Here is a 21,856-nt window from a genome sequence, read left to right on the forward strand (position 1 = left end):
TCAGAACTTCAAATCGATGATCTTGCGCATCCACAGGCCACCGATCGTCATCAAGACAGCGGAGGCCACGATCATGCCCCATCCCAACGCGTGCGTAAACATGACGTTCATGTAGCCAGGGTTGACCACCATGAGCACAGCAACGATGCCAATCGGCATGGCCATCAGGATGTAGGCGGAGAACTTACCCTCGGCAGCGAGCGACTTGATGTGGCCCTTGATTTCACTGCGCTCGCGAATCGTCTCACTGACCTGGTCCAGGACCTCGGCCAGGTTCCCGCCTACCTCCCGGTTAATTTGGATTGCCTGGGCGATCCAGACAAAATCCTCGTTCTGCATTCGTTTGGCCGTGTCGTTGAGGGAGGCCAGCAGATCCCGCCCCAGGCTTGTCTCCGTGACAACCCGGCGCATCTCTTCCGACGTTGGGCTCAGCGATTCCGTGGCGGCCGCATCAATGGCGCGCAGAATGCTGTGGCCGGCCCTGAGGCCGCCGGAGAGCAGTTGGAGGGTGTCGCCCAGCTGTTGATCAAACAGACTCCTGCGCTTGCCTCCGAGGAAGCCGAGGACAAGGTGCCCCGCCAGGGGCGCCACCAGGATGAGGAAGATAGCCAGCAGTGGTCCGGAAATGACGAAGCCTGTCAGCGCACCCACGAAGGATCCGGCCAGGACAAGTACCAGGAAATCCGCCTGGCTCAGTCTGAGTCCTGCGTTTTCGATGGCCTCCCGGTTGAAGAGCCGCACCTGCCGCTTCGCGAAGAGCCTGTCGACGAGTTGGACAGCCGAACCCGCGAACCGGGTCAGCGGGGAGTCGGGCTGGTTCTGGACGGGCCTGCGCCGGTCCAACGGCACTGTGGCATTCCGAGGGGCAAACAAGGCACCACCGAGGAGCAGAACCGCGGCGAAGACAAAGACAACTCCAAGAGACAACAACGTCATGTCCGCCTCACCGTCTCACGGCAGAAACCGGGGGAGCAGCGAACACGCTGGGGGAGACATGGATGCCAAGATCCTCGAAGCGGTCAATGAAACGGGGACGTATCCCGGTGGGGACGGGCTTGCCGAGGAAACGACCGTGGGCGTCCACACCGGCCGAATAGTCGAAGACGAAGGCGTCCTGGAGCGTCACGATATCCCCTTCCATGCCTTGGACCTCAGTGACATGCGTGATCCGGCGCGTGCCGTCGCGGAGCCGGGAAATCTGGACAATGAGATTGACTGCCGAGGCGATCTGCTCCCGAATGGCGCGCAACGGCAAGTCCATTCCGGCCATCAGGACCAGAGTCTCCAGGCGCGCGACGGCGTCGCGGGGCGAATTCGAGTGGACGGTCGACAACGAGCCGTCGTGGCCGGTGTTCATGGCCTGGAGCATGTCGAGGGACTCGCCACCACGGACCTCACCCACCACGATGCGGTCCGGACGCATACGCAGGGAGTTTCGCAGCAGTTCGCGGATGGTGACCTCGCCCTTGCCTTCGGTATTCGGCGGCCGGCTCTCCAATCGCACTACGTGCCGCTGCTGGATCTGGAGCTCGACGGCGTCTTCAATCGTCACGATGCGCTCGTCAGAGGGCAGGAACGATGACAACACATTCAACAGCGTGGTCTTGCCCGTACCGGTACCGCCCGACACGATGATGTTGAGCTTGGCCTTCACACAGGCATCCAGCAGCTCGGCCATCTCGGGCGTCAGCGTGCCGAACTCGATGAGGTTCCGGACCGTCAGCGGCACCTTGCTGAACTTGCGGATCGTGAGGGATGAGCCGCCCACTGCGAGCGGGGGAATGACCGCGTTGACGCGGGACCCGTCCTCGAGTCGCGCATCCACGAGTGGCGACGACTCGTCGATGCGACGGCCCACCTTGGAAACAATGCGCTCGATGACCTTGCGAAGGTGGTCCTCGGAACTGAACCTCGACTCGGTGAAGGTCAGCTTGCCGTGCCGCTCGACATAGATCTGGTCCATCCGGTTGACCATGATTTCCGTGACGGCCGGGTCGTCGAGGAGCCGTTGCAGGGGCCCGTAGCCGAGCACATCGTCTGCCACGTCGCGGACCAGGCGGGAGCGTTCCTCTGCAGAGAGGGGAACCTGCTCGGCATCGACGATCCGGATGAGCTCTTCCCGTGCGGCTGCACGCAGGTCATCTTCTTTTAGGGCGGAATCGTTGAAGCGGGCGCCCATCCGTTCAAACAGGGCCGTGGCGGCGCGTTCCTTGAGGGTGGCGAAGGCATCCACCGGCTGTTGGCCCGTGGAATGAAGCGCGTCGGTTTGCTCCTCAAAAGTAGGAGCGGCCGGAATGGGACGCGGTTGCTCACGAGGAGGGGGAGCCGCAGCCAGGTGAGGATCAACGTGAGAGGCACGGCGGCCAGAGGGTGCCGCCATAGTCTCAGGGGCGGATCCGCCTTCAGCGGCGGAAAGCCGTTCGGAAAGTTTCACTGGACCACCACCCTTCGGTGCAGTTTCTTTTTCGCCCTGGCCCGCCACGCCGGATCAAACCGTTCCACGAGCTGGCGCAGGCCTTTGACCGCCGGGTCCTTGCGTCCGTCCTGGAGCACCGGTATGCCCCGGTTAGTGGAGAAGGCTACCGCCTTGGAACGGGGAATGCTGACGTCAACGGGCGCACCAATGGTCGCCTCAACGTCCTGGACGCTGAGGCCGGACTTGGAGTCTGCCATGTTGAGGACCACATGACGCGTCTCCGGCAGGAGGTCCAGTCGGCCGAGGATGTCCAGGCCGGACCGGAGTCCTCGGATGCTGGGCACGTCCATGGCAGTCACCCAGACAATATCTGTGCATTGCTCCATCGCGGCCAGCCCTATTTCAGGCAGCCCCGGGGCCGTGTCCACGATGACGTACTGGAACTGTTCCGCGAGCTGCTGCAACAGCCGGGTGATCTGCTCCGCTGTGACGAAGTCCGCTTCCACCGGACTTCGCGGGGCGCAAAGCGCATAGATGTTGGCGGAGTGGACGGTGAGGAAGGCCTTGAGCACCAGGGAATCGTGGCTCGCCGAGGAAGAGACCGCGTCCGTGACGGTGTGCTCCGGGCGGAGGTACAAACCCGAGGCCACGTCTCCGAACTGCAGGTCCAAGTCCACGATCACCACGCTCATGGGCGCGATTTGCCCGAGTCCTATGGCGATGTTGGTGGCAATCGTCGTTTTACCCACGCCGCCCTTGGGCGAGAAGACGCCGATCACCTGACCACTCGAACCGTCAGGCTGTTGACCGCCCGCGGTTCGGTACTTGCTGGCAAAGGACTGGCAGGCGCGTTCCAGTAAGACCCGGATCTGGGCAGCATCGGCGTTCGGGCTGAGAAGATCCCGGATGCCGGCGCGCATGGCCAGCAGGACAAAGTCGGGGTCAGGTTCGCCCACCAGGATGATGCTCAACTCGGGCAGCTGGACGTCAAAGACGGTGGCCAGCCGCAACGCGTCTCCGACCGGTAGGTCCGGCCCAAGTATCAGCACCTCGGGGCGTTCATGGTTGAGGTTCGTGAACAATGTGCCAAGATCAGCCGGATCGACGAAGGCGAAGGTCTGCAGGCCGCCCGCTAGACCGCCCGCCAGTGCCCTTCGAACCCGCGCGTCAAAGTCAGTATTGGGAGTGATCAGCACGAAGCGGCTCACTTGTACACCTCCGGTTTCGTCATGATTCCAGGCCGGCCGCTGTCAATGGCGTTGAGCGGTTCTTTGCTCAGCCAGAGCGTGCCGAATTCGCTGCCATAGACGATTTTGCTGGCGTCGACGTCGTTCACGGCCACGGTGAGGATCAGTGGCCCGGCGGGAACCGGCGGAGCTGGTGCCGGGGCCGCCCCGGAAGCGCTTTCCGAGGGCTGGGGAGTTGCTGTCTGGACCGGGGCCCCCTGCACCGCGGTGAGCAGGACTTTGTGGAGGGTCAGTTGTGTTGTCTCCGCATCCGGCCTGGCCGCGAGGCCGCCAGCTTTCAGTGAGATGAAGATGCCGATGTGATCGCCGGGCGTCAGCTGGCCGCCGACGACGCGCTGGGCCTCGAGTTGGAAGGAGATTTCCTGCAGGCCCTCCGGTACCTTTATAGCGCCGCCGGACTGGTTGGTTTCCGGGGCGGCCAGCCGCTCCGCAACGAGCTGCTCGCCCGGCACCAGGTCGACGGCGGTGACCTTGCCGGCCTGGCCGTCGAGACTCTTCAGCGCAGACTTGGCCACGGAAGTGCCCGGCAGCTTCTGGCTGGTCAGGAAGGGCAGGAGGCTTTCCACCGGGGTGCCCGCCGGCACCGGTTTTGCCACTACGAGAACATCCACGGGCTCAAGATTCTTGACAGCCCGCTCGTCCGCGCCGTTGGCGTAGGAGACCACGAGAAGGGCGCCGATGATGGCCAGGACGACCGCTGCCACTCCGGCGAGGAGTCGGGACTTCATGCTTAGGGTGCTCCAATGCTGAGACGGACGACGGACGTGCCGTAGTCCGAGGAGCCGCCGAGTTCGAGGGCTTGAGACAGGGAAACAAACTTGACAAAGTATCCCCGGATGGATTTATTGGCAATATTCCCGCCCGAAGTCCAGTTGTCACTGGCAAAGTGGTAGCCAGTGACGTGAAAGGCGGCAAATCCCTTGACGTAGTACTTGCCGAGGGACCCCGTTCCCGTGGCTACGGCGTAGAGGGGGAGCAGCACGGTTTGATCAGCTATGGCACCGATGTCCGCGGATGAGCACACGGAGGGCCGACTGGCGCCGGTGTCGCTGCTGAACCAGATCCCTGGGTCATTTGATGCGCCGGCGCTAATCTTGACGCTGCATAGGCTGTCTTTCCCGTCGGTAATCCAGCCAAAACCGCCAGGAATTCCGCCGCATCCCCCGGCGTCCATATTGAGGACCTGCACAAAAGTGGGGTCCGGAGAGAATTTGCATTCAGCGATCGCCAACGGCACGATCACGGTTCCCTTGGACGGGACCCCCCATTGGGCGCTTGAAGTAGCACCCACCTCGGCGCTGGTAATGCCGAGCGCCCGCGCGAAGAACAGCGAAATGCTATTGGTGGGGCTGCCCGTTTCCTTCGCCCCGGTGGACACCGAGACGGTCGCCTTGGTCTTATCGAGGGCGATGGATTTGATGTTGGTCATGCCATCCGCGGCGTTGCCGTTGGCCAATTTGGCGGCAAGCTCGGTGGGGCGCGGCCACGTGGCCGTACATTCCGGATCACTGGTACTCTTGGCGCATTTTTGGGCCACCATGAGTGCTACCGCGTCCGAGCTATTCTGCAGCTGGGCCCGCTCGGCGTAAAGGACCCCCACGTCAACGGCCAGGGCGGCGAAACCCAGCAGGCACACCATGACGATGGCGACGATCACGCTGATCGCACCGTTCTCGCGGGCGTCCTGCTGTCCTACCCCCCGCACAGCATCGCTCCTTGGCCCTGCATGGAGAACGGGCCGGCAATGCCGGTCAACGTGCTCAGCGTATAGGCAACGGTCACGGACATCTGCGCCCCTGCTGAGCAGGTCTTGGCGCCGGCAGGGGTGGATGCAGTGAACACGATCTTGTCGTCGGACAGTACCGGTAGGAGCGTTCCGAGCGCACCCCGGACGGCACTTCGGGCGGCGGCGGGGTCGTTGCTGATTGCCATGACGCGCGCGCCTTCGCGGGCCGCATTGGAAAGTGAGATCTGCACATTGTAGGCCCGGCCGAATTCCGTGATGCCAAACAGCAGTAGAATCAGGACCGGCGCCAGAAGCGCGAACTCAACAGCCACGGCACCGCGCTCCGAGCGCTCACGCATGCGTCGAGTCCCTTCTTCGGATAGGCCTGGCTCGCCATAGAAGGCAAAGTCATGGCTGGAGGGGGTGCGGTGAAGGAGTTCCGTCCTTCACCGCACCACCGTGTGTTTCTGGGTGGGAAATCTGCTAGGCCGGCGTCGTCAGCTCGCTGGTGATTGACTTAAAGGCGTCATTGATCTGGGTACCCAGCAAGGAGACGGCGGCAATGATGACCACGGCGATGAGGGCGACCATGATGCCGTATTCGACGGCGGTTGCGCCTTTCTCGTCGCGGAGGCGGTCCTTAGCGGCGAAGCCGAGGGTCTGAAGGGTTGCAATGAGTGAAAGCACGTGAGCTCCTGAGCGAGTCGGTGGCTGGTCCTGCACCAGCGCTGAGAGGAACATAGCAAGTGCCGACACGCCGACGATTCGACTTTGACGCATCCTGTGGCAAGACTTCCCAAAGTGCACATTTCCTGTACATTTTCTGCGTGGATTCTGCGCTTGAGCTGCGGGGGCGTCGCTCGGGAAGCATGAGGGACCCCCTCGGCTCTGGGTCCAAGGGGGTCCGGTTTCTGTGGCTGCGCTGGATGAGCGCTCGCCTGGTGGCACGAAGGCCTAGAAGGCTCCGATGTAGTTGTTCATCACATTGATGGCTGCTGGACCTATGACGACGATGAACAGCACAGGCAGTATGCAGAACATGAGCGGGAACAGAACCTTCACGGGAAGTTTCATCGCCTTCTCTTCGGCGCGTTGCCGCCGCTTGACCCTCATTTGCTTTGCCTGGGTGCGAAGGACACTTGCCAGGGCGATTCCGTACGTGTCTGCTTGCACCACGGCCCGTACGAAGCTGCGCAGGTCCGGCACATCAGTCCTTGCGGCCATGGCCAGGTAGGAATCCTTGCGGCTTCGGCCGACCTGCATGTCCTGGAGCGTGCGGACAAGCTCTTGTGCCAGGGGGCCCTTCCCGTTCTGACCCGCGCGTGCCATCGCCGATTCGAATCCCAAGCCCGCCTCGACTGAAATCAGCATCTGGTCGAGGGTATTCGGCAGCTCCATCTCGATGGCCTTCTGGCGCTCCGCGCCGCGGCCATGGATCAGGATGTCTGGAACAAAATATGCGAGCACTGGCAGCAGAAGCGTTAACAGGAGAAGGATGCCGGTCGGAGACTTTGTAAGAAACAGCATGCTAATGAATGCCGCCACCAAAGCCAGGGCCGGCTTCGCAATGAGAAGCCGCTCAAGGGGCATACCGGCAGGCCGCCCCGCCTTGGCAAGGAGTTTGTCCAGCCATCCCGCGTAACCCTTCGGAGTCAACCGGGCTCCGAGCGCCCCCGGCCCCCGCGATGCCACAACCGCGGTGCTTTCGTCCGCCGAACGAAGGCCGCGGCCGAGGTTGCCGCGAACCGCGGCCAGGCCGCCACGGTCGACTGCGATCAATGAAAAGACCATTGCGGAAATCGGAACGATGATGAGTCCGACCCATAACCACGCCATTACACTCACAACGAACCTCCTAGAACTTGATCTTTACGACGCGGCTGAGCCACCAGGAGCCGAGGGCCAGCAGCACCACTGACATGCCCACCATTACCCAGCCAAGGAAATTCGAGTACAGAACAGCCATATAGCTTGGGCTGGCTGCGCTGAGGTACAAGAACATGCCCACGGGCAGGGCGATCAGGATGTAGGCGGAAAGTTTCCCCTCGGCGCTCAGCGCCTTGACCTGTCCCTTGATCTCGGAGCGTTCCCTAATGGTTTCCCCGACGTGATCGAGAACTTCTGCCAAGTCACCACCGACCTCGCGGTGGATTTCTATGGCTTGCCCCGTCCAGTCGAAGTCGTCGCTCTTGAGGCGTCTGGCAGCATCAAGCATCGAGTCCTTCAAATCCCGTCCCAGCCGTGTTTCATTGACCAAGCGGGCGAATTCCTCGGACGTTGGAGATTCTGCCTCTTGGGCGACGGCGTCCACCGCCCGCAGGAGGCTGTGACCAGCCCGCAACCCTCCGGCCAGCATCTGCAACGTGTCCCCAAGCTGGTCCTCGAATTTCGCGCGCCGGCGGCTGGCGAGAATCCTCAAGAAGAGCATCGCGAACAACGGTGTGACCGCGAAGAATAGAAGACCCACGAGGATGCCGCCCAGGATGAACCCGACAAGGCCGGCGGTGACACCGATGCAGCAAACCAGCAGGATGAAGTCAGCCTGCCGAAGCCGCAGTCCTGCCTGCTCCAGCGATTCCCTCGTACCGAAACGGGCATTCTTGCTGACATTCCGGTCCACGAAGGTCACGGCGTGGTCCGTCATCCGGGTCAAAAGAGAGGTTTCTTCCTTAACCCCGGGCCGCCGCCTGGACAAAGCAATTCCGGCTTTGCCCAGGCCCATGGTCGAAAATAGGAGGATGCCGAGAGCTACGAGGCAAAGGCCAATGCCCAAGGCGAAAAAAATGGGGCTCGTGGCGGTCACCGGTGTCCACCGCCCATGGGCATGCCGCCGAAAACGGCAGGTGAGAGCTGGATGCCCAGTTCGGCAAAGTGGTCGGCAAAGCGGGGCCGGACGCCGGTGGGAATGGGACGGCCGAGGAACCGTCCGTTAGCGTCCAGCCCGGCGCTGTAGTCGAAGGTGAATGCGTCCTGCAGGGTGACGATGTCCCCTTCCATGCCCTGAACCTCGGTGACGTGGGTGACGCGTCGCGTCCCGTCCCTGAGCCGCGAGATATGCACAATCAAGTTCACGGCCGATGCAATCTGTTCGCGAATTGCACGCAGCGGTAAGTCCATCCCGGCCATGAGCACCAAGGTTTCAAGCCGCGCGATGGCATCGCGGGGAGAGTTGGCGTGAACTGTGGAGATAGAACCGTCATGTCCGGTGTTCATCGCCTGCAACATGTCGAGCGATTCACCGCCGCGGACTTCACCGATCACAATTCGGTCGGGCCGCATACGAAGCGAATTCCGGACCAGGTCCCGGATGGAGATCTCGCCCTTGCCCTCAATGTTGCGCGGCCGACTCTCCAGCCGCACCACGTGTTCCTGCTGCAACTGGAGTTCCACGGCGTCTTCGATGGTGACAATCCGCTCATCGGCCGGCAGGAAGGACGAGAGCACATTGAGCAGAGTCGTCTTACCGGTGCCGGTGCCACCAGATACCAGGATATTTAGCCGGGCGTGCACACAGGCGTGCAAGAGCTCCGCCATCTCCGGCGTCAAGGTTCCGAAGGTAATCAGATCGTCGACAGTCAAAGGTTTCTGCCCGAACTTACGGATTGTCAGCGATGCCCCGTTCACTGCAAGAGGGGGGATAATCGCGTTGACGCGCGAGCCGTCGGACAAGCGGGCATCAACCATGGGCGATGACTCGTCGATCCGCCGCCCGACCTTTGTGACGATACGTTCAATAATCCGTCGCAGGTGGTCTTCCGAACTGAACCGTGCGTTCGTGAGGAACAGTCGCCCGCCACGTTCCACGTAGACTTTGTCCGGCCCGTTCACCATGATTTCCGTGACAGCCGTCTCATTCAGGAACTTCTGGAGCGGTCCGAGGCCCAGGACATCGTCCATAATCTCCTGAACGAGCCGGTGCCGTTCGGGGGCAGTAAGCGGAATTTCGTCTTCGTCCACGATGGCCCGAAGTTCTTCCTTGACGTAGCTTTGCAGCTCGGCCTCGTCCAGGGACGCATCGGTGATCCGGCTGCCCATGCGTTCGTACAGTGCGGTGCCTGCCCGATCCTTGACGGCGGTCAAAGCTTCGTTGGCATCCGTGCCGAGGACCTTCAGCTCAGGTGACATAGACGGTGACTCGGCGGCAGTTGATGGCCCACTGGACCAGGGGCCGTTGGCGACCGCTGGTTTCGTCGCAGCTTCCGTGTCGACGCCACGAAGAGATTCAAAACGCTTGGTGAGGTTCATTAGACTACTGCCCTTCTGTGAAGTTTCTTGTGGGGGCGGGACTCCCAGGCGGCGGTGAACCGTTCCACGAGCTGGCGGAGACCCTTTGTCACCGAATCCCTGGTGCCGTCTTGGAGCAGCGGTACGCCTTTGTTCGTCGAAAATGGCACAGCCCGGGAACGCGGCAGTACCACATCAACGGGGCATCCGATGGTGGCCTCAACGTCTTGCAGCGTCAGCCCTGTCCGTCGGTCAGCAAAATTGAGCACGACGTGGCGGTTCTCAGGTACGAGGTCGAGTTCCGCGAGGATGCCGAATCCAGTTCGAAGCCCCCGGATGCTGGGGATGTCCATCCCGCACACCCACACAGCATCGGTAGCCATTTCCAGCGTGGCCAGGACGTGCTCGCCCAGGCCAGGCGCCGTATCAACCACGACGTATTGGAATTCGTTGGACAGCTGGCTCAGGAGGCGTCCCACCTGTTCGCCCGAGATGTGATCGGCGTCAGTTGGGCGCAGCGGGGCACAGAGGGCGTAGATGCCCGAGGGGTGCAGAGTCAAATAGGACTTCAGCACGACGCTGTCCTGAACTGCAGCACCGACTACGGCATCGGCCAGCGTCCGCTCCGGTTCCAGCATCAGTCCCGATGCAACGTCGCCGAATTGGAGGTCGAGGTCTACCACCACGACGCCCATGGGAGCCTCCTTGCCCAGCCCCACCGCCAGGTTGGTGGTGACGGTTGTCTTGCCGACCCCGCCTTTGGGCGACATGACCGCAATGATCCGGCCACTCCTGGGCAGGCCTTCCACCGAGTTTCCCAGCCCGCGGCGCCGGCCGGCTGCGGCGAGACTTGCCCGTTCCAGCAACGAGCGGATGGTGTCAACGTCCGCACCGGGTTGGAGTAGATCCCTGATGCCGGCCCGCATTGCGGGGAGGGCCACACCCTCCTCACTTTCGGTAACGAGGACGACGCTTATTTCCGGATATTGAAGGTCGAAGAGACTGGCAAGACGGATGGAGTCCTCTGTCTGCAGGCCGGGGCCCAGCAGAATGACTTCCAGCGGGTCGCCACTGAGTACCCGGAGCAGATCGTCGGGCCCCTGGGGGAGACTGTCGGCCACGATCGCGTGGAAGGTGCCATGCAGCCCGGAAGCTGCCTGCCTTACACGCCGTTCAAACCCTGGATCTGAGGTGATCAGTACGAAGCGGCTCATCGGTACAGTTCCGGCTTCTTGACCACAACGGGGGCGCCCTCCGTGGCGGTGGATGGCTCCTTGGTAAGCCATAGGCTCCCAAAGTGGGCACCAAAGGCGATTTTCGCGGAATCGGCGTCGTTCCGGGCAAACGTGACGATCAGCTGTCCCGTGGGCAGTTCCGTGTTGGCCTGCGTAGCCGGGTCAGTGGAAGTTGATGCCTTCGCCGTCGACCGCTGAACACTCGTCACCAGGACCTTGTGGAAGACCTCCTGACCGGTTTCGACGTCCGGGGAGTCCTTCAGCGCGCCCTTGTCGAAGAGGACGACGATGCCCACGGTGTCGCCGGCCGCGATGCGTCCGCCGACAACCCGCTGGGCCTCCAGCTGCACTGAGATCTCCTGCATCCCGTTAGGGACAGGAACGGACCCTGGCGCGGAGAGGCTCTCCGGATCGGCCAATCGGGCGCCGAGCAGGGGCTCTCCGGGCAGCAGGTCAACACCTGCGACCTTGCCGTTCAACCCGTCGAGACTCTTCAGAGCGCCGTTGGGAACGGAAGCTGCCGGAAGCGATGCCAGCTTGACGCCGGATTTAATCTTGTCGAGATCGGATCCTTTCGGGATTTGATCCTGAACTACCAGAACTTCGACGGGCTGCAGGTCCGCTTGGGCCCTGGCTTCTGATGCTTGAACATATGAGACCAAGAGCAGAGTGCCAACGATTGCCAGCACAAGTGCGACGATGCCTCCCAGTAGGCGAGTTTTCACTTTTACTTTCCCCTTTGTGTTCGGTTACTTGGTGAGACCAACGACAATGACGTTGCCGTTCTGTGTTGTTGAACCGCCGGTGAAGAGCCCCGGATCCGCCGAATAGCCCACAAAGGTGCCGTAGAGCCCCTTCTCGCTACCGCTGAAGACGCCGGCGTTATATTTGGCCTGGCCCGAAAGGTTCCACGCCTGGAGCTTGAAACCGGCCCACTTCTCGATGAAGTACTGGACCGTGCTGCCGTTGCAGGAGCCGAACTGCGATGTGGACATGCCACTGCAGGTGTATTTGTAAACCGGAATGGCAACGATCGAGTTGGCCAAATCCGGATTCTTCGATGGATCGAATAGATCCATGCAACCCGTCGGCACACTTCCTCCCGAACTGGTCAAACTCCACTGTCCGACCTCGGCGGTTACGTTGCACCCGGTGTTGCCATCCGGTGCCAACCATGCGAATCCACCCGGAATAATCTGATTGGAAGGATTCCTGCCGTTGCAGTCCTGTGCCCCGCCCTGAATCAGGATCTTGTGCGGTAGACCATCGTCGATGAACTCGCAGGTGGCAAACGCCAGCGGCAGGACGCTCCTACCCTTAGTGGGGTACTTCCACTTCGCCTCAGCCGAGGCCTGAATGTCCGTAACCTGAATCCCAAGCACACGCGCGAAGACGAGTGAGAAGTGATTATTTCCCGAGGTGTCCTGGGACTGGGTTGTGACGTTCACCGTGCCGGAACTTGCGTCGGAAGTCACCGTGGCACTGAGCACGTTGGTATGCCCGTCCAGGGCGTTGCCATTTGCAAATCCCGTAGCGAACGACATAGGTGCGGTACAGGACGCGGCGGTAGGCGTTTTGGCGCAGGAGTCCGCAATGGCCAAAGCGGCGGAATCCGCACCATTTTGCAGCTGAGCGTGTTCGGAGTACATCATCGCGACATCAACTGCGAACGCCGCCATTCCAAGCATCGCCACCATCAGGATCGCGGTCAGGGGTGCAATGACACCTCGCTCGGGATCATCGTGCCTCAGCCGCCACATCGCATTACACCTTTGCTGGAGATGTTGAGGCTGGCCGGCATACCCGGGATAAGCGCGGGAAATCCGGTCATGTAGGGAGTTGCGAAATTGACGGTGACAATAACGCTGTCGCCAGCCGCGCAAGCAGAGCCGCCGGAGTAGGAAATGTTGATGTTCCCAGGCGCCAGCGCGACTGACGGTGCAGCACTGACGCCTACACCCTGGGCGGTTGCCGTGCTGAAGCTGGCGTCGGCGTAGTGAATCGCCGTATACCGTGCAGTCTCCCGGGCAGCCTCTGAAAGCGATACCTGGATGTTGAACGCCCTGCTAAATTCGACGATTCCCAGTACGAGAACGAGGAAGATCGGCAGGACCAACGCGAACTCGACTGCGACCGCGCCCTTTTCCTTGAGAGATCCGGGGCGTCCGGCCGCCCGACGCCGGCGAGTCATCAGAGGCCGTCTACCACGGCTTGAAAGCCAGGAATTAGCTGACCTCCAAGAACACCGACGGTGCCGATGATTACGGCGGCGATGAGTGCCACCAAGAGGCCGTATTCGACCGCTGTCGCTCCCGCCTCGTTTGAAAGTTTCCCCCACCGGCTGGCTCCCGCCGCCCGCCGAAGGGCCAAGCTACATCTGCTGAGACCTTTCACAACCCCTCCAAATTGAGACCTTGCACAATGCTTCAAATCAAAAAGCCCAGGGGCGGAGCGATGACAGCGGAACTATCGCCCGAACTGCCGCCGCCCGCCCCTGGGTTTTCGGAGGATTAGTTACGGGAGCTTGCCCGAGATCGTGGTGAACGCGCCGTTGATCTGGGTGCCGAGCGTTACGACGGTGCCGATGATGACGGCTGCGATGAGCGCTACGAGCAGTCCGTATTCAACGGCCGTTGCACCCTTCTCCGAAGAGAGGCGATCCTTGGCGCCGGCGATGAAGGCAAGCATTGAGACCATGAGACCAGTCATTTTATTTTTCCTTTTCCAGAGAGTATTGAATATGAAACGAATTCCAGTAAATCCCCGATTACCTATTTGCTGGAGGTTCGTTGGGACAACATTTGCACGGGCGCAAACGGCACGGCAATGATGTTCGATACTCGACTTTTGGAAGGAAAATGGAGGCACCACCTACCCGCAAATAGGAGGTGTACTCAGTTTCTAAGTAGGAGCAGGGCTCGACTACTTGATTTGATAAGCCGACTTACTTAATCAACGCAGGTGCGTAGGTGGAGGCTACCTAGGGGAACAGCAGGATGACGGCCAGGCCGGCCGCCAGCATGGAGGGCCCGTACGCCACTTCCTTTGGCTTGTTTCCGCGGTTTTTCAGCACTATGACCACGGAGACGATCCCGCCCGTGACGAACCCCAAGGCTCCGCCATAGAACAAGTGGGACCAGCCTAGGTATCCCAAGTACAGGCCAAGTGGTGCCGCAAGCTTCACGTCCCCCATTCCGAGGCCGTTTCGGCTGGTCAAGGCCAAAATCAGGTAAGAAATGAAGAGAATTAATCCGCCGGCAACCCCCCGAAGCAGGTTTCCGGCCTCGCCGGACACCCCTGCGGCCGCCCCGAGCAGCATCAGTCCGGCCCCCAATAGGGGCAAAACCATCCGGTTTGGCAGCAGGTGGTGGATCAGGTCGATCCGCGCCAGCTGGACGCCGGCCACAGCCAGCAGTAGGTATGCGGGTAGCTCAGGCGACGGCCCAAGCCGCCAGGCCAGAAGCGCGGACAGCGCGAAAGTGACCGCCGCCGTCGTAATTCTGGTGCGTAGTGTCGGTAAGGCGCCAAGGCGGGGGAGTGCGCGCCGGATGAGGAACTCGGCCAGCAGGGACAGGCAAGCGCCCGCGAGGCCAACCCCGGCTATGAAGAGAACGTCAGTAAAGGACCCAAGCGGCTGCGCGAACAGCAGTGAGGCGGTGCCGGCTGCGGCGGGATCGGACACGGTTCCTCCAGGGATGCGACGGTCCGGCACGGGACAGTACGTGAAGCAGTGAGCACGCAGAATGCATCCGGACACCCCATTTTGACCCAAGACCCCGCGGCAGGCTATTCTTGGTAGTCGTTGTGCGTGTCCTACTCGATGGTGCGTGCCCGCTTGAGAATCCGGTTGCAGGATAGCTACTCAACGTGCACATTCGAGACCTCAGGATGACTGGTTACATAGAGCCCTCACCTCTGTTCCGGTAGCGCATAGATAGTAGGTGCACCTTGAGTGACGCCTAAAACAAGAACGCCAGAACAAGAACGAGGCAAACACCGTGCGTACGTACACCCCGAAGCCCGGCGATATCAACCGCCAGTGGCACGTCATTGACGCCACCGACGTTGTCCTTGGTCGTCTCGCCAGCCAGACCGCAATCCTGCTGCGCGGCAAGCACAAGGCCACCTTTGCGTCCCACATGGACATGGGCGACTTCGTCATCATCATCAACGCTGAAAAGGTTGCCCTCACCGGCGCCAAGCTGGAGCAGAAGCGCGCATACCGCCACTCCGGTTACCCGGGCGGCCTGACCTCCGTCAACTACGCGGAGCTGCTGGAATCCAACCCGGTTCGCGCCGTGGAGAAGGCCATCAAGGGCATGCTCCCGAAGAACTCCCTCGCTGCACAGCAGCTGGGCAAGCTGAAGGTGTACCGCGGTGCTGAGCACCCCCACGCCGCCCAGCAGCCCAAGACTTTCGAAATCACCCAGGTCGCCCAGTAGTCCTGGCCACCAACCAACTTTTAATCAAGGAGAATCGTGGCTCAGAACGAAGAACTGACCACCGAAGCCGTCGAGGCTGAGGAAAACCTGACCAGCTACACCTCGGAGAGCGGTGCTGCGGAAGCAGCTGCGCCGAAGAAGGAACGCCCGGCACTGACCGTTGCCGGCGCTGCAGTTGGCCGTCGCAAGGAAGCCGTTGCACGCGTTCGCGTTGTGCCGGGCTCCGGCAAGTGGACCATCAACGGCCGCGAGCTGGCGAACTACTTCCCGAACAAGCTGCACCAGCAGGACGTCAACGAGCCCTTCAAGATCCTCGATCTTGATGGCGCCTACGACGTCATTGCCCGCATCCACGGTGGCGGCATCTCCGGCCAGGCCGGTGCCCTGCGCCTCGGCATCGCCCGTTCGCTGAACGAGATCGACACCGAGAACAACCGCGCCACCCTGAAGAAGGCCGGTTACCTGCGTCGCGACGCTCGCGTGATCGAGCGCAAGAAGGCCGGTCTCAAGAAGGCCCGCAAGGCTCAGCAGTACTCGAAGCGCTAATCCCGCTTCAGACGCCAGAAGGCGCCTCTCCGAAAGCCCGTCCCGCCACTTGGCGGGGCGGGCTTTCGCCGTTCCCAAGGACTTTCCTATGTGGCCAGTCGGAAGAATTGTGCGCCGTCGATATCCTCAGCTATGAATCGTTGCCTGACCCACTCGACGATCCTGGCCGACTCGCCGCGGCCCTCCAGAGTTTGCGGCGGCAGACCCTGGATCACGACTGATCCCACACGGCCCTCCTCGACAAGGATTTTGAACTGCTCCAGGGTGGGAAACGGGTCCGTGCCATTAAAACCGCCAAGCGGCAATACTGCCCGGCCCAAGTCCAATTGATAATTGGCCGCCGTCTCTGAGCCCACGACAGCTGCTGCCCATGTCACGGACGACGGCGTCCCACGGAGCCGTTCCAACAGCGCCCTAGACGGTAGATCTCCGTACATAAGCGACAGGGAGCTTGCTGGGGTGTCGCGAGATGCGCGAGAACGGTCATCACTCCGCTGCCCGAGAATACTGGGCCCGGCGACAACGCCTGCTCCGTTATGGGGGTTCAGAACCGTATTCAGGGACCAGAGGACAGGGCCAGCGAACAACGTGACAATGAGAAGGGCCGCTGTCGTCTTGGCCACTGCCGGGCTGGGTGGCCGAACCAAGACCGCCGCGAGGACTAGTCCCCAGATTGAGAGCGTGGCCACTGGCAGCCACGGGAATTCCTCCACCGAACGCGAGGCCGAGACGAAAGCGAAAATCATGCTCGCGATCAGGGTGAGGCCGGTCAGAATGCGGATCCTGAGCCGTTGCAAGCCGCCTAGGAAGCGCACCAAGGCAAACGCAGCCAGGAAACACAGAGGCGGAACTGCCGTGAGCACGTAGTACGGATGCACGATTCCTGACATGAAAGCTAGCACGGTCGCGGCGCAGGCAAACCAGACGCAGCAGGCCAGGAGAAGTGCACGTGCCGCCGGCTGTCCCTGGCGGCGCCATAGATACCATATACCCACGCACAGACCGGCAACGGCCAAGGGAAGAAACCAGCCGCCTTGCCCGGAGAACTCCGGTTGGAGGAAACGCTGGAAGCCAGCGTCCAACTTTTCCGTCGTGCCCGTGACATCCACGCTCATTGCGCTATTGGCGTCCTCGCCCGTGAGACGATCGAGTCCGTTGTAGCCCAACGTCAGTTCGATGACGCTGTTGTTCCTGGATCCGCCAATGAAGGGTCGGTTGGCGGGGCTCGTCAGCTGGACGACGAGCAGCCACCATCCCCCGGCAACGGAGGCCGCTCCGAGTGCACCCAACAGATGCATGAAGCGTCGGTCCAGAGAGGTGCGCGCAAAGACCCAGTAGGTCAGGCCCACGGACGGCAGGACTAATACGACTTGGAGCTGTTTTGTTAGGAACCCCGCGCCCGTAAGGACACCGGCCAGCAGTAGCCAGCGAAGCCTGGAACTGTCCACGGCTTCGAGGGTCACATATACAATCCCAATCATGAGTAGCGTCAAGAGCGCGTCCGGGTTGTTGTAGCGGAAAATCACGGTGGCGGCCGGGATGACGGCCATGAAGGATGCGGACAGCAGTGCAGTAGCCGCATCGAAGCGCTTGCGGACCATGCGGTAGAGCAGATAGACGCTAATGACGCCCATGAGGGCTTGGGGGAGCAGTATGCTCCAGGAGTTGAGCCCGAATAGCCGGACCGACAGCGACATGACCCAAATGCTCAGCGGGGGCTTATCCACGCTGATGGCGTTGTTCGGATCGGACGATCCGAACAGGAAAGCGGTCCAATCGAGCGAGCCGGACATCACGGCTGCTGAATAGAATGAATTCGCCCACCCGTTGCGGTCAAGCCCCCAGGTGTACATCAGCGTCGTGAAGACAAGGAGGACCAACAGCGCCGGACGTTCCCAGACTGGATCCGCAGACGGACCGCGAATAATCTTCGCTAGCTGTCCCCGTATCCGGGGCTGCGGCCGGACACTGTTTGTCCCGCTAGCACTCCCGAGACCGGCAGCAGTCCGACTCAATGTGCCGGCCCTTGGGCCGGCGTCAGCGCGAGTGCGGCAGAGCGCTCTTCGCCGCGACTAACTCGGAATACCCAGACGCGCAGCAGCACGAACCTCATCAGGGTTGCAAGAATATTCGCTCCGGTAAGCATTATCAGTTCATGGTTCGGAGAGGCATCTGCATTAATCGTGTGAAGGACAGCCAGCGACGACGACGTCATGAGCCACGCGAGCAGGAACACAACCAACCCTTGGAACTGCTGGGTGAAGAGCCTGGCCGGACCACTAATGCCAAACGTAAAACGGCGGTTGGCTGCTGTGTTGCCGAGGGCAGTTAGAAGCAGGGCCATGAAATTGGCCGGCTGTGCCCCGAGTGGTGCCTGGAGAAGAAGATAAAGCAGCGCAAAGGCGATCGTGGAGAGGGCCCCAACTATCCCGAACCGGAGTACTTGGCCAAAGAAGCTGGGTCGGCCCGGAGGAACGATTGGCCTGCGTCCCAGTTCGGCGTAAATCGCCTGAACTGGAATGCTCCCGTTGAGCAGCGAGCCCGCAACGCGGACCAAACCGCGGAGATCATCCAATGCTGTCTGCCTGATATTGACTCTGCTGTCGGGGTCGTCAACCCAGTCCACGGGGATTTCATGAATCCGAAGACCGGAGCGCTCCGCGATGATCAGCAGTTCAGTATCGAAGAACCAGCCGTTGTCTTCGACGTGCGGGAGCAGTCGCCTGGCTACGTCGGCGCGGATCGCCTTGAACCCGCATTGCGCGTCCGAGAATTTCACCTGCATGGTCCGCTTGAGCAGAAAGTTGTATGACCGGGAAATGAACTCACGCTTTGGGCCACGGCTGACCCGCGAGCTCTGCCCGAGCCTGGTCCCGATGGAAATATCCGAATGTCCAGACAGCAAGGGAGCAACCAACGGCGGCAACGCTGCGAGGTCCGTTGAGAGATCAACGTCAAGGTAGGCAAGCACTTTGGCAGAGGAAGCCTCCCAGGCATCGCGCAGGGCGAAACCACGTCCTTTAACGTCAAGCCTGCGATAAACCACGTTAGGTAATTGGGCGGCCAATCGCGTTGCAATGGCAGCGGTATTGTCTGTACTGGCATTGTCCGCGATGGTGATTTGCCACGTCGATGGCATTTCCTGCGATAAATACGTGGCGAGCTTACTGATGCTGTTTTCGAGTACCAATTGTTCATTAAAGACCGGTACAACGATTTCGAGCGCCAAGCCCCCAGAGCTAGGTGTCATGCCTCGAAGCATAACTGGACGCTGGAAGCGAGGCGAGTGTTTTGGAAAAATTTGATTACACGGTCGTACAAATCCAAGTAGTTGACAGCAGTTTCCAGCCGGATGTGAGTGGGCCCGACCTGTGACGGTTGGAGCTGAGACCGATGACGATAGTGGAGATATTCGGCTGGCCGGGATCTTCCTTCTGATCCGGAACGTGCTCTGGCAATGGAACGGTCCGGTTCGACGGGTTTCCTCGAATGGTGGCAACGGAATGGGGTATGTTCGCCGGAGAGCGGTGTGCCGCGTGATCGAGGGGGGATCGTATGCCGGAGCCCGGTGTTGAGGTTGTGTGGGGCGCGTTGTCGAGGGCGTGGCGGAAGGCCGAGTACGAGGAGCTGTGGCTGCAGTTCCGGCCCCGAGGAGGGGGTCCGCGCGTGGCTGGACGCCTTCGCCCGGCACTTGGAAGCCCTGGGGAAGACCGGGAGGGTCACCGCCGCACCGCAAGTGTTTTTCCCGGAGTGGATGAGCGGCGCAGTCGAGCTGCCGCGGCAGCTGACGGCGTTCGTGTCCTACCAGACCGATGATCTGGCGCTGCTGGACGCCGACGAACAGGGCCGTGCGTGGCATGTCCCTGCCGCCCTGACCGCGAAGATCGCCGACGCCGGCACAGCGTGGGGCCGCTTCGACGGCGCCGACGTCTACCTGCAGCGCAGCATCCACCAAGTCCGGACAAGGAACCCCGACGTCGGCCCGGCGCTGGCGGACGGCGCCGCAAAATTCGCACAGGCTCGGGTGCCATATCTGCCGGCTCAACCTCGCCGGGTGGTCTGGGCATCGCTAAGCCCCTTGGGCCGGACCTGCTACGGGGTCATGGACGATACGGCGACCTGGCAGGACCGGCTGGCCGAAGTCACCCGGGTCATGGTCGCACTCCCCGGAGACACCGATCTGGCATTTGTGCAGTACAGCCACTTCCACACCACCACCTGGAGCGATCTTTCCACCGGCAGGCCCCCGCTGCCGTACGTAGACGAATACCACATCCGCTACAACAGGCACCTGAACGGGCAGTACATGCCCGACGCGCACGGACTGCAGCTCCTCACCGACGCCCACCTGAAGCACGCGAACGACCTCTCCGACTGGATCATCGAACCCCTCGGCGCAGGCAAACACCTCGTGCAGGCTAAAGATTTGGAGCCCTGGTACGCCGCCATCGACCCCGACCCGACAACACTGGCGAAGGCGCGCGCCGACTTCGGCGGGATGATCTTCACCCCGGAAATCATCACAGCCAACCCCCCACCCTGGTCCTGACCCAACGATGGCGTGAGTGACCACCACGCCACTCCAAAGGGGGATCGATAATGGCGCGCCACCGACCGCGGCCGGCCATCGACTAAACTTGACCCGATGTCTAGATTATTTGGAACAGATGGAGTCCGGGGCCTGGCGAACGGGTTGCTGACCGCCGAGCTCGCGTTGCAGCTGGCGCAGGCCGCCGCCGTCGTGCTTGGCCACGACCGCAATACGAGCGGGGAGCGGCCGCGAGCCGTCGTGGCACGCGACCCGCGGGCCAGCGGTGAGTTCCTCGCCGCCGCCGTGGAGGCCGGGCTGTCCAGCTCCGGGATCGACGTCTACGACGCCGGCGTGCTTCCCACCCCGGCCGCCGCCTACCTCGTGGCGGACCTCGACGCCGACTTCGGCGTGATGATCTCCGCCTCCCACAATCCCGCGCCGGACAACGGCATCAAGTTCTTCGCCCGCGGCGGCCAGAAGCTGCCCGACGACGTCGAGGACGCCATCGAAGAGCAGCTCGGCAAGGAGCCCTTCCGGCCGGTCGGCGGCGAGGTGGGGCGGATCCAGCGATTCTCCGACGCCGAGGACCGGTACATCGTGCACCTGCTCGGCACCCTTCCGCACCGCCTGGACGGCCTGAAGGTAGTCCTTGACTGCGCCCACGGTGCAGCCAGCGGTTGTTCCCCTCAGGTGTTCAAGGACGCCGGCGCCGACGTGATCCTCATCGGCGCCGAACCGGACGGACTCAACATCAACGACGGGGTGGGCTCCACCCACCTCGGCCCGCTCCAGCGGGCCGTCCTGGACCACGGGGCTGACCTTGGCATCGCCCACGACGGTGACGCCGACCGCTGCCTCGCCGTGGACCACGAAGGCAACGAGGTGGACGGCGACCAGATCATGGCGATCCTGGCCGTGGCCCTGAAGGCCTCCGGAAAGCTCAAGGACGATGTCCTGGTGGCCACCGTGATGAGCAACCTCGGCCTGAAGATCGCCCTGCGCGAGGCCGGTATCAGCCTGCGTGAAACCGGCGTGGGGGACCGCTATGTCCTCGAAGAAATGCGCAACGGCGGCTACAGCCTAGGCGGCGAGCAGTCCGGGCACGTGATTTTTGCCGACCACGCCACCACCGGCGACGGCGTGCTGACCGGCCTGCAGATCGCAGCCCAGGTGGCCCTCACCGGGCGCCCGCTCAAGGAGCTGGCCACCGTGATGACCAAGCTGCCGCAGGTCCTCATCAACGTCAAGGGCGTGGACCGCGCCCGTGTCAAGGGCGACGAAGCAGTGGCTGCGGCCGTGGCCGTCGCCGAAGCCGAACTTGGCGACACCGGACGCGTGCTGCTCCGGCCTTCCGGCACTGAACCCGTCGTCCGGGTCATGGTGGAAGCCGCTGATCAGGATACGGCGCAGAAGGTCGCTGCTGGCCTGGCCGGAGTCGTGCAGACCGAACTGGCTCTCGCCGTCGCCGCAGACTGACGGTCGGCTGTTG

General features: G+C 62.0%; 23 protein-coding genes. 4 read left to right on the top strand and 19 right to left on the bottom strand.

All coding sequences use genetic code 11. The features are described 5' to 3' along the window. The 17 genes from BLR03_RS09630 to BLR03_RS09710 all read right to left on the bottom strand — a co-directional run bounded on the left by BLR03_RS09630 (position 1) and on the right by BLR03_RS09710 (position 14,530). A complete protein-coding gene (locus BLR03_RS09630; RefSeq protein WP_091252013.1) occupies positions 1-936 on the bottom strand; it encodes a type II secretion system F family protein in 936 nt (311 codons plus the stop codon). Between the two features lie 7 nt (positions 937-943). Then, entirely contained in the window at positions 944-2,434 is a 1,491-nt protein-coding gene (locus BLR03_RS09635) for an ATPase, T2SS/T4P/T4SS family (RefSeq protein ID WP_091252015.1), read from the bottom strand. Continuing rightward, a complete protein-coding gene (locus tag BLR03_RS09640; protein WP_091252016.1) occupies positions 2,431-3,624 on the bottom strand; it encodes a CpaE/TadZ family protein in 1,194 nt (397 codons plus the stop codon). The genes BLR03_RS09635 and BLR03_RS09640 overlap by 4 nt, the downstream gene beginning before the upstream one ends. Beyond that, on the bottom strand, positions 3,621-4,391 hold the full coding sequence (locus BLR03_RS09645; RefSeq protein WP_091252018.1) for a Flp pilus assembly protein CpaB: 771 nt from the start codon (positions 4,389-4,391) through the stop codon (positions 3,621-3,623). The genes BLR03_RS09640 and BLR03_RS09645 overlap by 4 nt, the downstream gene beginning before the upstream one ends. A 2-nt stretch (positions 4,392-4,393) precedes the next feature. Beyond that, on the bottom strand, positions 4,394-5,368 hold the full coding sequence (locus BLR03_RS09650; RefSeq protein WP_091252019.1) for a TadE/TadG family type IV pilus assembly protein: 975 nt from the start codon (positions 5,366-5,368) through the stop codon (positions 4,394-4,396). Beyond that, positions 5,356-5,748: a TadE/TadG family type IV pilus assembly protein gene (locus tag BLR03_RS09655; RefSeq protein ID WP_091252021.1), complete on the bottom strand. Its 393-nt coding sequence runs from the start codon at positions 5,746-5,748 to the stop codon at positions 5,356-5,358. The genes BLR03_RS09650 and BLR03_RS09655 overlap by 13 nt, the downstream gene beginning before the upstream one ends. Positions 5,749-5,872: 124 nt before the next feature. Next, entirely contained in the window at positions 5,873-6,076 is a 204-nt protein-coding gene (locus BLR03_RS09660) for a Flp family type IVb pilin (protein WP_091252022.1), read from the bottom strand. A gap of 267 nt (positions 6,077-6,343) precedes the next feature. Continuing rightward, positions 6,344-7,234 carry a type II secretion system F family protein gene (locus BLR03_RS09665; RefSeq protein ID WP_091252024.1) on the bottom strand — a complete coding sequence of 297 codons (891 nt, stop codon included), beginning with the start codon at positions 7,232-7,234 and terminating at the stop codon, positions 6,344-6,346. A gap of 10 nt (positions 7,235-7,244) precedes the next feature. Further along, complete coding sequence (locus BLR03_RS09670) at positions 7,245-8,033, bottom strand: type II secretion system F family protein (RefSeq protein WP_368086960.1); 789 nt, start codon at positions 8,031-8,033, stop codon at positions 7,245-7,247. Between the two features lie 155 nt (positions 8,034-8,188). After that, a complete protein-coding gene (locus tag BLR03_RS09675) occupies positions 8,189-9,634 on the bottom strand; it encodes a TadA family conjugal transfer-associated ATPase (RefSeq protein ID WP_091252025.1) in 1,446 nt (481 codons plus the stop codon). After that, positions 9,634-10,827 carry a CpaE/TadZ family protein gene (locus BLR03_RS09680; protein ID WP_091252028.1) on the bottom strand — a complete coding sequence of 398 codons (1,194 nt, stop codon included), beginning with the start codon at positions 10,825-10,827 and terminating at the stop codon, positions 9,634-9,636. Before BLR03_RS09680 ends, BLR03_RS09675 begins: the two co-directional genes overlap by 1 nt. Further along, complete coding sequence (cpaB, locus tag BLR03_RS09685) at positions 10,824-11,573, bottom strand: Flp pilus assembly protein CpaB (protein ID WP_254788347.1); 750 nt, start codon at positions 11,571-11,573, stop codon at positions 10,824-10,826. Before cpaB ends, BLR03_RS09680 begins: the two co-directional genes overlap by 4 nt. A gap of 24 nt (positions 11,574-11,597) precedes the next feature. After that, complete coding sequence (locus BLR03_RS09690; protein WP_091252032.1) at positions 11,598-12,608, bottom strand: pilus assembly protein TadG-related protein; 1,011 nt, start codon at positions 12,606-12,608, stop codon at positions 11,598-11,600. Next, positions 12,596-13,039, bottom strand: coding sequence for a TadE/TadG family type IV pilus assembly protein (locus tag BLR03_RS09695; protein ID WP_091252034.1), 444 nt, complete (start codon positions 13,037-13,039; stop codon positions 12,596-12,598). The genes BLR03_RS09690 and BLR03_RS09695 overlap by 13 nt, the downstream gene beginning before the upstream one ends. Further along, positions 13,039-13,242 carry a Flp family type IVb pilin gene (locus BLR03_RS09700; RefSeq protein WP_368086957.1) on the bottom strand — a complete coding sequence of 68 codons (204 nt, stop codon included), beginning with the start codon at positions 13,240-13,242 and terminating at the stop codon, positions 13,039-13,041. Before BLR03_RS09700 ends, BLR03_RS09695 begins: the two co-directional genes overlap by 1 nt. Positions 13,243-13,362: 120 nt before the next feature. Next, positions 13,363-13,557 (bottom strand): Flp family type IVb pilin, encoded by a 195-nt coding sequence (locus tag BLR03_RS09705; RefSeq protein ID WP_091252037.1) that lies wholly within the window; start codon positions 13,555-13,557, stop codon positions 13,363-13,365. 271 nt (positions 13,558-13,828) lie between these two features. After that, entirely contained in the window at positions 13,829-14,530 is a 702-nt protein-coding gene (locus tag BLR03_RS09710; protein WP_091252039.1) for a prepilin peptidase, read from the bottom strand. Between the two features lie 316 nt (positions 14,531-14,846). Here BLR03_RS09710 and rplM point away from each other — a divergent pair, with 316 nt between their 5' ends. Beyond that, positions 14,847-15,290: a 50S ribosomal protein L13 gene (rplM, locus tag BLR03_RS09715; protein ID WP_015937805.1), complete on the top strand. Its 444-nt coding sequence runs from the start codon at positions 14,847-14,849 to the stop codon at positions 15,288-15,290. A 36-nt stretch (positions 15,291-15,326) separates the two neighbouring features. Then, a complete protein-coding gene (gene rpsI / locus BLR03_RS09720) occupies positions 15,327-15,836 on the top strand; it encodes a 30S ribosomal protein S9 (RefSeq protein WP_018773707.1) in 510 nt (169 codons plus the stop codon). An 86-nt stretch (positions 15,837-15,922) separates the two neighbouring features. Here rpsI and BLR03_RS09725 read toward each other — a convergent pair whose 3' ends face one another. Next, complete coding sequence (locus BLR03_RS09725) at positions 15,923-17,716, bottom strand: glycosyltransferase family 39 protein (RefSeq protein ID WP_091252042.1); 1,794 nt, start codon at positions 17,714-17,716, stop codon at positions 15,923-15,925. Positions 17,717-17,847: 131 nt separating this feature from the next. After that, positions 17,848-19,086 (bottom strand): bifunctional glycosyltransferase family 2/GtrA family protein, encoded by a 1,239-nt coding sequence (locus tag BLR03_RS09730; RefSeq protein WP_091252044.1) that lies wholly within the window; start codon positions 19,084-19,086, stop codon positions 17,848-17,850. A 504-nt stretch (positions 19,087-19,590) separates the two neighbouring features. Between BLR03_RS09730 and BLR03_RS09735 the strand changes: the two genes are divergently transcribed. After that, the gene (locus tag BLR03_RS09735) at positions 19,591-20,385 is read left to right on the top strand and encodes a hypothetical protein (RefSeq protein ID WP_139184507.1); all 795 of its coding nucleotides are present in this window, start codon (positions 19,591-19,593) and stop codon (positions 20,383-20,385) included. A 96-nt stretch (positions 20,386-20,481) separates the two neighbouring features. Then, entirely contained in the window at positions 20,482-21,843 is a 1,362-nt protein-coding gene (gene glmM, locus BLR03_RS09740; RefSeq protein WP_091252047.1) for a phosphoglucosamine mutase, read from the top strand. Positions 21,844-21,856 lie beyond the last annotated feature (13 nt).

Origin of the sequence: Arthrobacter sp. ok909 (assembly GCF_900104405.1) — a bacterium.
Classification (GTDB): Bacteria; Actinomycetota; Actinomycetes; order Actinomycetales; family Micrococcaceae; genus Arthrobacter; species Arthrobacter humicola.

Coding starts and splice junctions, on each gene's coding strand:
- BLR03_RS09630 (WP_091252013.1), bottom strand. CDS start 936: ATGACGTTGTTGTCTCTTGGAGTTGTCTTTGTCTTCGCCGCGGTTCTG.
- BLR03_RS09645 (WP_091252018.1), bottom strand. CDS start 4,391: ATGAAGTCCCGACTCCTCGCCGGAGTGGCAGCGGTCGTCCTGGCCATC.
- BLR03_RS09655 (WP_091252021.1), bottom strand. CDS start 5,748: ATGCGTGAGCGCTCGGAGCGCGGTGCCGTGGCTGTTGAGTTCGCGCTT.
- BLR03_RS09670 (WP_368086960.1), bottom strand. CDS start 8,033: ATGACGGACCACGCCGTGACCTTCGTGGACCGGAATGTCAGCAAGAAT.
- BLR03_RS09675 (WP_091252025.1), bottom strand. CDS start 9,634: ATGAACCTCACCAAGCGTTTTGAATCTCTTCGTGGCGTCGACACGGAA.
- BLR03_RS09680 (WP_091252028.1), bottom strand. CDS start 10,827: ATGAGCCGCTTCGTACTGATCACCTCAGATCCAGGGTTTGAACGGCGT.
- BLR03_RS09690 (WP_091252032.1), bottom strand. CDS start 12,608: ATGTGGCGGCTGAGGCACGATGATCCCGAGCGAGGTGTCATTGCACCC.
- BLR03_RS09695 (WP_091252034.1), bottom strand. CDS start 13,039: ATGACTCGCCGGCGTCGGGCGGCCGGACGCCCCGGATCTCTCAAGGAA.
- BLR03_RS09705 (WP_091252037.1), bottom strand. CDS start 13,557: ATGACTGGTCTCATGGTCTCAATGCTTGCCTTCATCGCCGGCGCCAAG.
- BLR03_RS09730 (WP_091252044.1), bottom strand. CDS start 19,086: ATGACACCTAGCTCTGGGGGCTTGGCGCTCGAAATCGTTGTACCGGTC.
- BLR03_RS09735 (WP_139184507.1), top strand. CDS start 19,591: ATGAGCGGCGCAGTCGAGCTGCCGCGGCAGCTGACGGCGTTCGTGTCC.
- glmM (WP_091252047.1), top strand. CDS start 20,482: ATGTCTAGATTATTTGGAACAGATGGAGTCCGGGGCCTGGCGAACGGG.